General features: G+C 66.9%; 24 protein-coding genes. All 24 read left to right on the plus strand.

Going from position 1 to position 12,030, the window contains the following annotated elements; genetic code table 11:
- Window positions 1-3: 3 nt before the first annotated feature.
- The 24 genes from rpsC to rplQ all read left to right on the plus strand — a co-directional run bounded on the left by rpsC (window position 4) and on the right by rplQ (window position 11,985).
- Window positions 4-870 (plus strand): 30S ribosomal protein S3, encoded by an 867-nt coding sequence (gene rpsC / locus AFER_RS02090; protein WP_015797873.1) that lies wholly within the window; start codon window positions 4-6, stop codon window positions 868-870.
- Window positions 871-872: 2 nt separating this feature from the next.
- Window positions 873-1,310, plus strand: a complete 438-nt coding sequence (gene rplP / locus AFER_RS02095; protein WP_015797874.1) for a 50S ribosomal protein L16 — start codon at window positions 873-875, stop codon at window positions 1,308-1,310.
- Window positions 1,307-1,543: a 50S ribosomal protein L29 gene (rpmC, locus tag AFER_RS02100; RefSeq protein ID WP_015797875.1), complete on the plus strand. Its 237-nt coding sequence runs from the start codon at window positions 1,307-1,309 to the stop codon at window positions 1,541-1,543. Before rplP ends, rpmC begins: the two co-directional genes overlap by 4 nt.
- A complete protein-coding gene (gene rpsQ, locus AFER_RS02105) occupies window positions 1,540-1,812 on the plus strand; it encodes a 30S ribosomal protein S17 (protein ID WP_015797876.1) in 273 nt (90 codons plus the stop codon). Before rpmC ends, rpsQ begins: the two co-directional genes overlap by 4 nt.
- Window positions 1,809-2,177 (plus strand): 50S ribosomal protein L14, encoded by a 369-nt coding sequence (gene rplN, locus AFER_RS02110; RefSeq protein ID WP_015797877.1) that lies wholly within the window; start codon window positions 1,809-1,811, stop codon window positions 2,175-2,177. Before rpsQ ends, rplN begins: the two co-directional genes overlap by 4 nt.
- Entirely contained in the window at window positions 2,178-2,483 is a 306-nt protein-coding gene (gene rplX, locus AFER_RS02115) for a 50S ribosomal protein L24 (RefSeq protein WP_015797878.1), read from the plus strand.
- The gene (rplE, locus tag AFER_RS02120) at window positions 2,483-3,052 is read left to right on the plus strand and encodes a 50S ribosomal protein L5 (protein ID WP_015797879.1); all 570 of its coding nucleotides are present in this window, start codon (window positions 2,483-2,485) and stop codon (window positions 3,050-3,052) included. Before rplX ends, rplE begins: the two co-directional genes overlap by 1 nt.
- Complete coding sequence (locus tag AFER_RS02125) at window positions 3,052-3,237, plus strand: type Z 30S ribosomal protein S14 (RefSeq protein ID WP_015797880.1); 186 nt, start codon at window positions 3,052-3,054, stop codon at window positions 3,235-3,237. The genes rplE and AFER_RS02125 overlap by 1 nt, the downstream gene beginning before the upstream one ends.
- Window positions 3,238-3,249: 12 nt before the next feature.
- Window positions 3,250-3,660 carry a 30S ribosomal protein S8 gene (rpsH, locus tag AFER_RS02130; protein WP_015797881.1) on the plus strand — a complete coding sequence of 137 codons (411 nt, stop codon included), beginning with the start codon at window positions 3,250-3,252 and terminating at the stop codon, window positions 3,658-3,660.
- Between the two features lie 8 nt (window positions 3,661-3,668).
- Entirely contained in the window at window positions 3,669-4,208 is a 540-nt protein-coding gene (rplF, locus tag AFER_RS02135) for a 50S ribosomal protein L6 (protein ID WP_015797882.1), read from the plus strand.
- Between the two features lie 10 nt (window positions 4,209-4,218).
- Window positions 4,219-4,578 carry a 50S ribosomal protein L18 gene (rplR, locus tag AFER_RS02140; protein WP_015797883.1) on the plus strand — a complete coding sequence of 120 codons (360 nt, stop codon included), beginning with the start codon at window positions 4,219-4,221 and terminating at the stop codon, window positions 4,576-4,578.
- Window positions 4,579-5,130 carry a 30S ribosomal protein S5 gene (rpsE, locus tag AFER_RS02145; protein ID WP_015797884.1) on the plus strand — a complete coding sequence of 184 codons (552 nt, stop codon included), beginning with the start codon at window positions 4,579-4,581 and terminating at the stop codon, window positions 5,128-5,130.
- The gene (gene rpmD, locus AFER_RS02150; RefSeq protein WP_015797885.1) at window positions 5,123-5,314 is read left to right on the plus strand and encodes a 50S ribosomal protein L30; all 192 of its coding nucleotides are present in this window, start codon (window positions 5,123-5,125) and stop codon (window positions 5,312-5,314) included. The genes rpsE and rpmD overlap by 8 nt, the downstream gene beginning before the upstream one ends.
- Complete coding sequence (gene rplO / locus AFER_RS02155; protein ID WP_015797886.1) at window positions 5,311-5,811, plus strand: 50S ribosomal protein L15; 501 nt, start codon at window positions 5,311-5,313, stop codon at window positions 5,809-5,811. Before rpmD ends, rplO begins: the two co-directional genes overlap by 4 nt.
- A 22-nt stretch (window positions 5,812-5,833) precedes the next feature.
- A complete protein-coding gene (secY, locus tag AFER_RS02160) occupies window positions 5,834-7,129 on the plus strand; it encodes a preprotein translocase subunit SecY (protein WP_015797887.1) in 1,296 nt (431 codons plus the stop codon).
- Window positions 7,130-7,807 (plus strand): adenylate kinase, encoded by a 678-nt coding sequence (locus AFER_RS02165; RefSeq protein ID WP_015797888.1) that lies wholly within the window; start codon window positions 7,130-7,132, stop codon window positions 7,805-7,807.
- Complete coding sequence (gene map, locus AFER_RS02170) at window positions 7,804-8,559, plus strand: type I methionyl aminopeptidase (RefSeq protein ID WP_015797889.1); 756 nt, start codon at window positions 7,804-7,806, stop codon at window positions 8,557-8,559. Before AFER_RS02165 ends, map begins: the two co-directional genes overlap by 4 nt.
- A gap of 93 nt (window positions 8,560-8,652) precedes the next feature.
- Window positions 8,653-8,877, plus strand: coding sequence for a translation initiation factor IF-1 (infA, locus tag AFER_RS02175; protein WP_015797890.1), 225 nt, complete (start codon window positions 8,653-8,655; stop codon window positions 8,875-8,877).
- 74 nt (window positions 8,878-8,951) lie between these two features.
- Window positions 8,952-9,065 (plus strand): 50S ribosomal protein L36, encoded by a 114-nt coding sequence (gene rpmJ, locus AFER_RS11470; RefSeq protein ID WP_015797891.1) that lies wholly within the window; start codon window positions 8,952-8,954, stop codon window positions 9,063-9,065.
- 3 nt (window positions 9,066-9,068) lie between these two features.
- Window positions 9,069-9,446 carry a 30S ribosomal protein S13 gene (rpsM, locus tag AFER_RS02180; RefSeq protein ID WP_015797892.1) on the plus strand — a complete coding sequence of 126 codons (378 nt, stop codon included), beginning with the start codon at window positions 9,069-9,071 and terminating at the stop codon, window positions 9,444-9,446.
- Between the two features lie 165 nt (window positions 9,447-9,611).
- Window positions 9,612-10,010, plus strand: coding sequence for a 30S ribosomal protein S11 (rpsK, locus tag AFER_RS02185; RefSeq protein ID WP_015797893.1), 399 nt, complete (start codon window positions 9,612-9,614; stop codon window positions 10,008-10,010).
- Window positions 10,011-10,637 (plus strand): 30S ribosomal protein S4, encoded by a 627-nt coding sequence (gene rpsD, locus AFER_RS02190; protein ID WP_015797894.1) that lies wholly within the window; start codon window positions 10,011-10,013, stop codon window positions 10,635-10,637.
- Between the two features lie 60 nt (window positions 10,638-10,697).
- Window positions 10,698-11,627 (plus strand): DNA-directed RNA polymerase subunit alpha, encoded by a 930-nt coding sequence (locus tag AFER_RS02195; protein ID WP_245526013.1) that lies wholly within the window; start codon window positions 10,698-10,700, stop codon window positions 11,625-11,627.
- Between the two features lies 1 nt (window position 11,628).
- Window positions 11,629-11,985 carry a 50S ribosomal protein L17 gene (rplQ, locus tag AFER_RS02200; protein WP_015797896.1) on the plus strand — a complete coding sequence of 119 codons (357 nt, stop codon included), beginning with the start codon at window positions 11,629-11,631 and terminating at the stop codon, window positions 11,983-11,985.
- The last annotated feature ends 45 nt before the right edge of the window (window positions 11,986-12,030 follow it).

Raw genomic sequence — 12,030 nt, forward strand, 5'->3', positions numbered from 1 at the left:
GTCGTGGGCCAGAAGGTGCATCCGTACGGCTTCCGTCTCGGAGTCACGACGGACTGGAAGTCCAGGTGGTACGCCGATAAGGACTACCAGCGTTGGCTGATCGAGGACGAGCAGATTCGCCAGTGGCTCCAGCGCGAGCTGCGCACGGCGTCGGTGTCTCGGGTCGACATCGAGCGCACCCGTGACCGGGTGCGCGTGGACATCCACACGGCACGTCCGGGCATCGTGATCGGCAAGAAGGGTGTCGAGGTCGAGCGGTTGCGGCGGGAGCTGGAGCGGCGCTGCGCGCCGGCTCGTGTGCAGCTGAACGTCGAGGAGATCCGCCAACCGGATCTCGACGCGACCATCGTCGCCCAGAGCATCGCCGACCAGATCAGCCGGCGCGTGAGCTTTCGCCGAGCGATGAAGCGTGCGATCCAGGTGGCGATGAAGGAAGGCGCGCGTGGCATCACTGCCCAGTGCTCTGGTCGGCTCGGTGGCGCGGAGATGGCTCGCCGAGAGACCCATCGCGAGGGTCGGGTGCCGCGTCACACGTTGCGTGCCGACATCGATTTTGGCCTGCGTGAGGCGCGAACGACCTACGGGCAGATCGGCGTGAAGGTCTGGATCTACAAGGGTGACGTCGTCCCCTACCAGACGCTGACCTCCCAGCCGCAGCGGCCGCCGGTCGCGGGTGGTCGTCCGACCGGACCGATCCGCGCCCAGACTGGATCGCGGCGTCGGCCCGTGGCCGAGGCACCGAAGCCGGCCGCGGTGGGTGCGGAGAGTCAGGACGAGTTCGAGCGCTTGCTCGCCGAAGAGGAGGAGATCGAGCGACGTACCCGTGAGGAGGGTCGCGAGGCTCCACACTTCAAGAAGGAGGTGGACTAGCGATGCTCATGCCACGCAAGGTGAAGCACCGCAAAGTCCAGCGGGGACGGCTCGGCGGAGAGGCCAAGGGTGGTACCGAGATCACCTTCGGTCGCTACGGTATCCAGGCCCTCGAGCCAGCGTGGGTGACGGCTCGCCAGATCGAGGCCGCGCGTATCGCGATGACGCGGCACGTGCGTCGCGGTGGCAAGGTCTGGATTCGCATCTTCCCGGACAAGCCCATCACCAAGAAGCCGGCTGAGACTCGGATGGGTTCGGGCAAGGGCAACCCGGAGTTCTGGGTCGCGGTGGTCAAGCCTGGGCGCATTCTCTTCGAGCTCGACGGCGTGGGCGAGGAGCTCGCCCGTGCCGCCATGGAGCGCGCGATCCAGAAGCTGCCGATGAAGGCACGCTTCGTGGTGCGCGAGGACGTGGAAGCGTTGGCGGGAGGCGCCAGATGACGAGGGCACGAGAGCTGCGCGACCTGAGCCCGGAGGCGCTCGAGGAGCGACTCGGTTCGCTCAAGCGAGAGCTGCTCGAGTTGCGGTTCGCGATCGCGACCGGCCAGGGAACCCAGACGGCGCGGTTGGGGCAGCTCCGCAGAGAGATTGCCCGTGTGGAGACGGTGCGACGCGAGGCGGCGTCGGCGACCGAGACGACCCGAGTGACGCGGGCGAGGAGCAGGAGACGGTGAGCGAGGAGCAGCAGCAAGAGCGACCCCGGCGCAAGGTCCGCGAAGGGATCGTGGCAAGCGCCAAGATGGACAAGACCATCGTGGTGGAGATCCATCAGCGGGTTCGTCACCCGCGCTACCAGCGCACGATCGCGCGTCGGCGTCGGCTGTACGCGCACGACCCGGCGAACGAGGCTCGCGAGGGCGACCGTGTCGAGATCGCCGAGACGCGGCCGCTGTCGCGGCTGAAGCGCTGGCGTCTCGTTCGAATCGTGGAGCGTGCACGGTGATCCAGCAGGAGACTCGACTGAAGGTGGCGGACAACTCGGGCGCGCGCGAAGTGCTCTGCATCCGCGTGCTCGGTGGTTCGCGTCGTCGCTACGCGAGCATTGGTGACGTGTTCGTCGCGACGGTCAAGGACGCACTCCCCGGCGCGGCCGTCAAGAAGGGCGACGTGGTCAAGTGCGTCGTCGTGCGTACTCGCAAGGAGGTACGTCGGCCGGATGGGTCCTACATCCGCTTCGACGACAACGCTGCAGTGCTGATCAACGACCAGCTGCAGCCCCGTGGGACGCGCATCTTCGGGCCGGTCGGGCGCGAGCTGCGTGACAAGCGGTTCATGCGCATCGTGTCGTTGGCACCGGAGGTGATCTGAGTGCGCATTCGTAAGGGAGATCGGGTCCGCGTGATCGCGGGGAAGTGGCGCGGGGCCGAGGGCGAGGTGCTTCGGGCGCTTCCGGCGCGCCATCGCGTGGTCGTCGACGGGGTGGCGGTCGCCAAGCGCCACACCAAGGCGCGCGATGCGTCGAGCCCGAGCGGGATCCTCGAGAAGACCCTGCCGATCGACGTCTCGAACGTGATGATCATCTGCCGCGCATGTGGGCCGACGCGCATCGCGATGAAGGTCGACGACGCCGGCCGTCGCCAGCGGGTCTGTCGACGCTGTGGAGGAGCGCTGTGATGGTTCAGACCGATACGGCCCCCAGGCCGCGGCTACGGGTGCGCTTCGACGAGGAAGTGCGCCCCGCATTGTTCCGAGATCTCGGTCTCGAGAACGTCAACCAGGTGCCCAGGCTCGCCAAGATCGTGGTCAACATGGGCGTAGGGCGGGCCAGCGCACAGCCGAGTCTGCTCGAGGGAGCGGTCCGCGACCTGGAGACGATCACGGGCCAGCGCCCGTCGATCCGCAGGGCTCGCAAGTCCATCGCGGGCTTCAAGCTGCGCGAGGGCATGGCGATCGGGGCGACGGTGACCCTGCGCGGCGACCGCATGTGGGAGTTCTACGATCGGCTGGTCGCGGTCGCGATTCCCCGCATCCGTGACTTCCGCGGGCTCAATCCCCGGTCGTTCGACGGGCACGGCAACTACACCTTTGGCGTCACGGAGCAGCTGATCTTTCCGGAGATCGACTACGACTCGGTCGACACCACGCGTGGTATGGACATCACCATCGTCACGACCGCAACGACGGACGCGCATGGGCGTGCTCTGCTCGAAGCGCTCGGTTTTCCGTTTCGGAGGGAAGGGTAATGGCGACGAAGGCGCTGATCGCGAAGGCGAACCGCGTGCCAAAGTTCCGTGTGCGGGCCTACACCCGCTGCAAGCGGTGCGGGCGGCCGCACGCGGTCTACCGCAAGTTCGGGCTGTGCCGTATCTGCCTGCGCGAGATGGCGCACCTCGGCGAGGTGCCCGGCGTGACCAAGGCCAGCTGGTAAGGGGGTAGGCGAATGGCAATGACCGACCCTATCGCCGACATGCTCACGCGGATCCGCAATGCGTCCCGCGCGCGCCACGCCTCGGTGACGATGCCGAGCTCCAAGCTCAAGGTGGAGATCGCGCGCATCCTCAAGCGCGAGGGTTTCATCCAGGACTATGCGGAGCGCGAGAGCGCCGTGGGGCCGCGCAAGGATCTCGTGATCGAGCTGCGCTACGTCGGTGATCGACGTGCGTCGTCGGCGATCCACGGCATCGAGCGCATCTCGAAGCCCGGGCTGCGCGTCTATCGACAGGCCGGGTCGCTCGAGCGGGTGCTCGGAGGCATGGGGATCGCGGTGGTGTCCACCTCGCACGGGCTCATGACGGACCGTGAGGCCCGAGCCCGACGCGTTGGTGGCGAAGTGATCTGTCACGTCTGGTAGGAGGAACGATGTCGCGGATTGGGAGGCAACCCATCGCGGTGCCTGGCGGCGTCGAGGTGGCGGTGGATGGCCAGCACGTGTCGGTGCGCGGGCCGAGGGGTTCGCTCGCTCGCGACCTGCCGCCGGAGGTCACGGTGAGCGTGGTCGACAGCGTGGTGCACGTCGAACGGAGCGATGACTCGAGGCGCGCTCGGGCCATGCACGGGCTCTCACGGACGCTGGTCGCGAACATGGTGCGCGGTGTGGCCGAGGGCTACGAGAAGACACTGGAGATCATCGGAACGGGCTATCGCGCCCAGGCGCGTGGCACCGGCGAACTCGAGCTCGCGCTCGGCTTCTCGCACCCAGTCGTGGTCGAGGCGCCCGATGGCATCGCGTTTGCGACGCCGACGCCCCAGCGCGTCGTGGTCTCGGGCATCGACAAGGAACTCGTTGGACAGGTGGCGGCCAATATCCGCCGCATCCGCAAGCCAGAGCCCTACAAGGGCAAGGGTGTGCGCTACCTCGGCGAGCGGGTTGTCCGTAAGGCCGGCAAGGCCGGGAAGTAGGTAGGAGACGATGGCAACGCTGTCACGGGAGGATCGTCGGCGCCGTCGGCACGCGCGTGTGCGCCGCAGGGTCGTCGGTACGAGCGAACGGCCCCGGCTGGCGGTCTTCCGATCGAATCGGCATATCTTCGCTCAGATCATCGACGACACGGCTGGGCGTACGGTGGCCGCTGCCTCGACGGTCGAGCCAGAGCTGCGCGATGGGCGCACCGGCTCGACGGAGGGTGCGGCGTCGGTCGGGCGGCTCGTCGCGAGTCGTGCGTTGGCGCTCGGGGTTCGCCGCGTCGTGTTCGATCGAGGTGGGTTCCAGTACCACGGTCGGATCGCGGCGTTGGCCGACGCGGCTCGCGAAGCGGGATTGGAGTTCTAGGTGGCGACAAACGAGTTCGAAGACCGCACCATCAAGGTCAATCGGGTATCGAAGGTCGTCAAGGGCGGTCGTCGATTCTCCTTCACGGCGCTCATGGTCGTCGGTGATCACGCGGGCCAGGTGGGGCTCGGCTACGGCAAGGCCAAGGAGGCGAGCCTCGCCGTGCAGAAGGGGGTCGACGAGGCCAAGCGCAAGCTGGTGCGCGTGCCGCTCGTCCACGGGACCATCCCGCACGCGGTGGTCGGCGTCGCGGGAGCGGGGAGGGTCTTGCTCAAGCCTGCCGCACCCGGTACGGGTGTGATCGCCGGCGGTGCTGCGCGCGCGATCTTGGAGCTTGCCGGCGTCACCGACGTGCTGGCGAAGTCCCTCGGTTCCTCGAACGGCATTAACGTGGCCTATGCCACACTCGCAGGACTCGAGGCGTTGCTCTCGCCGCAGCGCATCGCCGAGGCTCGTGGTCGTTACGTGGATCAAGTCGCTCCTCGATGGCTCATCGAGGAGAGTCCGGCGCGTGTCGATGGAGAAGTCGTGGAGGTTGGGGCCGATGGCTAGGCAGCTGCGCATCGTGCAGGTCCGCTCGGCGATCGGTGCCAAGCCCGAGCACCGGGGCACGCTGCGCGCGCTCGGGCTCGGACGCATCGGGCGGGAGCGTGCGCTCCCGGATCGTCCCGAGATCCGCGGGATGCTGGCTCGCGTCGCCCATCTCGTCGTCGTCCGTGAGGAGGAACAGGCATGATTTACCTCCATGATCTCAAGCCCGCCGAGGGTTCGCACCATCGCAAGCGGCGCGTCGGTCGTGGCATCGCGGGCAAGGGCGGCAAGACCGCCGGCCGCGGCACGAAGGGTCAAGGCGCTCGCGATACGGTTCCCGTCGGCTTCGAGGGCGGCCAGCTGCCCTTGACGCAGCGCACGCCGAAGCTGCGGGGCTTTCGCAACCCGTTCCGGGTTGCCTATACGGTCGTCAACCTCGACCAGCTTGCTCGGCTTGGCGAGGAGGGCATGGCCGAGGTCGATCCGACGTCGCTGGTCGCGCGCGGGGTGGTTCGTCGCGGCGCGCTCGTGAAGGTCTGTGCTCGCGGAGAGCTGCATGCACCCCTCGTCGTGCGCGCCCATGGGTTCTCGCAGGCGGCGAAGGCGGCGATCGAGGCTGCTGGCGGCCGTGTCGAGACGGTCGCGGTCCCCTTCAAGGGTCCTCGGCCTCGCGCTGCCGGCAGCGCGTTGTCCAACCGCTGAGCACGATCGGCGGGGAGGCACCGTGATCGAGAATTTCCTGAACATCGTCCGGGTGAGGGACCTGCGCAACAAGGTCCTGTTCACGTTGGCGATGATCGGCCTGTACCAGTTGGGTTCGAACATCCCGGTGCCCGGGATCAGCTACCACGCGATCCAACAGGTCTTCTCGGAGGCCTCGGGCCAGGGTGTCCTCGGCTTCCTCGACCTCTTCTCTGGCGGTGCGCTGTCGCGCGCGGCACTGTTCGGGTTGGGTGTGATGCCCTACATCACCTCGTCGATCATCATCCAGCTGCTCACCGGCGTCATTCCGAAGCTCTATCAGTGGCGGGACGAGGGATCGTCTGGCGAGCGCAAGATCACCCAGACGACGCGCTATCTCACCATCGGGCTCGCGCTCGTACAGGCCACTGGCCTCGTGTTCGTGTTCCACTCGGGGCTCGGCCTGTTCCTTGCGAACGGTCAGAGCGTGGACCTGATCCCGCAGTTCACGGTGTTGCGGGTGCTGTTCATCATTCTGACCCTGACCGCCGGTACGGCGCTCGTGATGTGGATGGGCGAGCTGATCACCGAGCGCGGGGTCGGCCAAGGGATGAGCATCCTCATCTTCGCCAACGTCGTGAGCGTGATCCCGACCGCGGGGCGCCTGATCTATGACCAGGCGGGCGCGCTCAAGCTCATCGTGATCGTGGTCGTGGTGGTCGCGCTCCTCGTTGCGATCGTCTTCGTGGAGCTCGGGCAGCGGCGTATCCCCGTCGTGTTCGCGAGGCGCGTCGTCGGGCGTCGCATGTACGAGGGCGGGCGGACGTACATCCCGCTCAAGGTGAACCAAGCTGGGGTGGTGCCGATCATCTTCGCCGCCTCCATCTTGTACTTCCCGGTGCTGCTCTCGAACATCGTGCGCTGGAAGCCGCTCGTCACCTTCGTCAACGATCACCTGCTCAACGCCACGAGTGGCTTCTACATCGTGACCTACGGGCTCTTGATCTTGGTCTTCACGTTCTTCTACGTGACGGTGTCGTTCGACCCGTACCAGCAAGCCGACATCATCCGACAGCAAAACGGCTACATCCCGGGCGTGCGGCCGGGCGAGGAGACCAGGCGGTACCTGTCTCGGATCTTGAACCGCATCACCCTCCCGGGCGCCGTGTTCCTCGCTGCCGTCGCCGTGATCCCATCGATTCTGCTCGCTGCGTGGCACGTGACGTCGTTCCCGTACGCGGGTACGACCATCCTGATCGCCGTCGGTGTCGGTCTCGAGACCGTGAAGCAGGTGAACTCACAACTCACCATGCGCAACTACGAGGGATTCTTGCGCTAGATGGGGGACGCGGCACTTCGGCTTGCGCTGCTCGGTCGACAGGGCGCGGGCAAAGGCACGCAGGCGGTGCGGATCTCGCACCACTTTGCGATCGCGCACATCGCCACTGGGGACATCTTGCGAGCTGCGGTGCGCGCCGGTACGCCGTTCGGGGAGAAGGCCAAGGCCTACCTCGATCGGGGCGAACTGGTTCCCGACGCGGTGATCATCGGTGTCGTCGCCGAGCGCCTCTCCGAGGCCGATGCGACGCGACGGGGCTTCGTCCTCGACGGCTTTCCACGGACCGTCGAGCAGGCGGAGGCGCTCGAGGGTCTGCTCGCTCCGCATGGACTCGACGTCGTGATCGATCTCGAGGTGCCTGAGTGGCTCGTGCTGGAGCGGCTGGCGTCTCGCCGGGTGTGTTCGGTGTGCGGTGCCAACTACTCCACGTCCATGCCGCCTCGGGTGGACTGGACGTGTGACCTGTGCGGTGGTGAGGTGGTCCAGCGTGCGGACGATACCGAGGAGGCCATCCGACGCCGCCTGGACGCCTACGAGCGCCAGACGACCCCACTCATCGAGTACTACCGGGAGCGGGAGCTCCTCGAGGTCGTCGACGGTGTCGGGGGCCCAGAGGAGGTCATGGAGCGCATCCTCGAGGCACTTGCCCGACACGGTGTGGTGGAGGAGGGTCGATGAGGCGTTCGGCGACAGAGCTTGCGTCGATGCGCAAGGCGGGGCGCGTCACCGCAGCGATGCTGGAGGCGACCCGTGAGGCGGTCAAGCCCGGCATCTCGACCGCAGCCCTGGATGCGATCGCGCGCTCGGTGCTCGAGCGCGAGGGTGCGCGGTCGAACTTCCTCGGTTACGGCGGGTTCCCGGCCGTGATCTGCACCTCGCGCAACGAGGTCATCGTGCACGGTATCCCTCGAGAGGACGAGATCCTCGAGGAGGGGGACGTGCTGTCGATCGACGCCGGCGCGATCGTCGACGGCTACCACGGAGACGCCGCCATCACGGTGCCCGTTGGCGAGGTCTCGAAGGCTGCGGCCCGCCTCATCGAGGTGACCCGTGAGGCACTGTGGGCGGGCATCGAGACCATGCGGCCGGGGTCACATCTCCACGAGATCGGCCGAGCCGTGGAACGCGTGGCGAAGCGGCACCACTACGGCGTGATCCGCGACTACGTGGGGCACGGGATCGGCACCGAGATGCACGAAGCCCCGAACGTGCCCAACTACTGGCCCGGTACGCCCGGCCCCACGCTCCTCGCCGGGGAGGTGTTCGCCGTGGAGCCCATGTTCACGCTCGGCACGGAACGCACGAGGGTTCTGCGCGATGGCTGGAGCGTGGTCACCGCCGACGGGACGTGGGCGGCTCACTTCGAGCACACCATCGCGGTGACGGAGGACGGACCCGAGGTCTTCACCCTGGGCCCGGATGGCCGTTGAGGCGAGCGCACTATACTGCGTAGGCACCGGTTTTGCGCCCGTCGCCACGTCGTGGCGTGTCCGGGCACGAACGATCGAGAGTAGGAGGACCCACTGGCAAAGGGCAAGGAGGACACGATCGTCCTCGAGGGCACGGTGGTCGAGCCGCTGCCGAACGCGATGTTCCGTGTCGAGCTCGAGAACGGGCACAAGGTACTCGCGCACTCCTCGGGCAAGATGCGCATGCATCGTATCCGCATTCTTCCCGGAGATCGTGTCCAGGTGGAGTTCACCCCCTACGACCTCACGAGGGGGCGGATCACCTACCGCTACAAGTAGGTCCGGAGCCAGCGGGTGCAAGGTCGACGGATCGGTTCCGGCCAGATCCGTGTACTGACAGAGAGGAAGCCGACGTGAAGGTTCGTCCGAGCGTCAAGCCGATGTGTGAGAAGTGCAAGGTGATTCGGCGCGAGGGTCGCGTGCTCGTGATTTGCGAGAACCCGCGCCACAAGCAGAGGCAGGGGTAGACGATGGCCCGTATCGCAGGTGTCGACATCCCGCGTGAGAAGCGGGTCGAGGTCGCGCTGACCTACATCTACGGAATCGGCCCGACGCTCGCGCGTCAGGTGCTCGAGGCCACCGGGGTCAATCCCGATACGCGCGTGCGCAACCTCACCGACGAGGAGGTCCTCGCGCTCCGCAGCTGGATCGATCAGAACCTGAAGGTCGAGGGCGATCTGCGGCGCGAGGTCGACCAGAACATCAAGCGCAAGATCCAGATCGGGTGCTACCAGGGTATCCGCCATCGTCGCGGGCTGCCGGTCCGCGGACAGCGAACCCACACCAACGCTCGTACCCGCAAGGGGCCGCGCAAGACGGTGGCGGGCAAGAAGAAGGCACGCCGCTAGGCGCTCATGCGGGCACGCGAGCGTGCTCGCGGTGGGCGAACGAGTGGAGCCAGAGTCTCTGGCTCCGAGGGATGAACGAGGGAGGTTCCCCGTCGGCGTGGCCGGCACGGGGGAACCGAAGAGGACGCGAGCTGAGCCTCGCCGAGCAAGGAGCACACAGAGCGCATGGCACGACCGAAGGTAGGAGGGCGGCGGCCCCGGCGGCGCGAACGCAAGAGCATCGCGCGTGGGGTCGCTCACATCCACTCGTCGTTCAACAACACGATCGTCACCATCACCGACCCGGCTGGGAACGTGATCGCGTGGGCGAGTTCTGGCAACGTCGGCTTCAAGGGATCGCGCAAGTCGACCCCGTTCGCCGCTCAGGTCGCGGGTGAGACCTGCGCCAAGCGAGCGATGGAGCACGGTGTGCGCGAGGTGGATGTCTACCTGAAGGGGCCGGGATCGGGCCGCGAGACGGCCCACAAGGCGCTCGCTGGTGCGGGGATCGAGATTCGTTCGATCCGAGACGTGACACCCGTGCCGCACAACGGCTGCCGTCCGAAGAAGAGGAGAAGGGTCTAGATGGCGCGCTACACCGGACCGGTGTGCCGGCTGTGCCGGCGTGAGCGGACGAAGTTGTTCCTCAAGGGGCCGAAGTGCATGAGCGCGAAGTGCCCCATTACCCAAGGCCGGGTTCCTCCAGGCCAGCATGGTCGGGATCGGCAGCGTCAACCGTCCGAGTACGCGATCCAGCTGCGCGAGAAGCAGCGCGCGCGCCGAACCTATGGCGTCATGGGCAAGCAGTTCCAGCGCTTCTATCGTGACGCGGCGCGGCGGTCGGGGATCACAGGCGAGAACTTGCTCGCCTTGCTCGAGCTTCGGCTCGACAATGTGGTCTTCCGTGCCCTGTGGGGCTCCTCACGGGCGCAGGCGCGTCAGCTCGTCCGCCATGGCCACGTCCTCGTCGACGGTCAGCGGGTGGATATCCCGAGCTATCGCCTCCGGCCGGGGCAGGTCGTGACGCTGAATCCCAAGGCGCGTGACCTCGACATCATTGCGTTCAACCGAGAGCACCTGACCCGTGAGGTCCCGGCGTGGCTCGAGGTCACCGACGGGGGGTCTGGAGTACGCGTGCTCAGCGTGCCGCTGCGCGACCAGATCGACACCGAGGTCCGCGAGCAGCTCATCGTCGAGCTCTTCTCCAAGTAGCACGCTTCTCGAAGTAGCGAGGCAGCAACCATCAGTCAGAAGGAACCAACCATGCTTGTCATGCAACGCCCCACGGTCGAGTCGCTCGGTGACGAGGTCGACAATCGTCAACGGTTCGCCATCGGACCACTCGAGCCAGGGTTCGGCCACTCGATCGGGAACGCGCTGCGGCGTGTGCTCATCTCGTCGGTCCCGGGCGCGGCCATCACGCAGGTCCGTTTCGATGATGCGCTGCACGAGTTCACGACGATCCCCGGGGTGAAGGAAGATGTGATCGACATCATCTTGAACCTCAAGGACATCGTGTGGCGTTCGTGGAGTGAAGAGCCGGTCACGGTGAGGCTCGACGTTCGTGGCCCCAAGGAGGTCACGGCGGGAGACTTCATGCTCCCCTCCGACGTGGAGGTCATCAACCGCGATCTCCATATCGCTTCGGTGTCGGAGCACGGTCGGTTGGGTCTCGATGCGGTGGTCGAGCAGGGGCGCGGCTACGTGTCGGCGGAGGGCAACAAGCGCACCACCACCATCGGCATCATCGCGATCGACGCGATCTTCTCCCCTGTGCGTCACGTCAACTACCGCGTCGAGCCGGTTCGTGTCGGTCAGTCGACGGACTTCGACCAGGTGGTGCTGGAGGTCGAGACCGATGGCTCCGTGACGCCACGGGAGGCCGTCGCCTCTGCGGCCCGGACGCTCACCAGCTTGTTCGGCCTCGTCGCCGAGCTCGCGACCGACGTCAATGCGCTCGAGGTCGCCGCGACCGCCGACGACAGCGTGCGACCGGCCGAGTACGACCTCCCCATCGAGGAACTCGAGCTCACGGAGCGGCCGCGGAACTGCTTGAAGCGGGCGAGCATCAACACCATCGGTGATCTGGTCGAGCGCACCCCTGAGGATCTGTTGTCGATCACGAACTTCGGCCAGAAGTCGCTCGACGAGGTCGTCGAGCGCTTGACCCAGCGCGGACTTGAGTTGAGGAAGAGGGACTGACGTGGTTCCAGGTCGACCGAAGAAGGGTAACCGACTGGGCAAGGACGCTGCCCACCAGCGAGCCATGCTGGCGAACCTTGCGGCGTCGCTCATCGAGGCCGAGTCCATCCAGACCACCGAGGCCAAGGCGCGAGCCCTGCGCCCGGTCGTGGAGAAGCTCGTCACCAAGGCGAAGGCGGGCGATCTGCACCGTCGGCGGCAGGTGTTGGCGTTCCTGCGCGACGAGGATGCGACCACCAAGCTGTTCTCGACCGTGGGGCCGCGCTATCAGAATCGACAGGGTGGCTACGTGCGCGTCTTGAAGCTCGGCCCGCGTCGTGGCGATGGCGCCCCCATGGTGGTCGTCGAGTTCGTCTGACCGGCGCTCCTCGCGCGAGGCGGCCCCTGCGTGGTGGTCGGTCTC

The organism is Acidimicrobium ferrooxidans DSM 10331, from assembly GCF_000023265.1.
In the GTDB taxonomy this organism is placed as follows: Bacteria; Actinomycetota; Acidimicrobiia; order Acidimicrobiales; family Acidimicrobiaceae; genus Acidimicrobium; species Acidimicrobium ferrooxidans.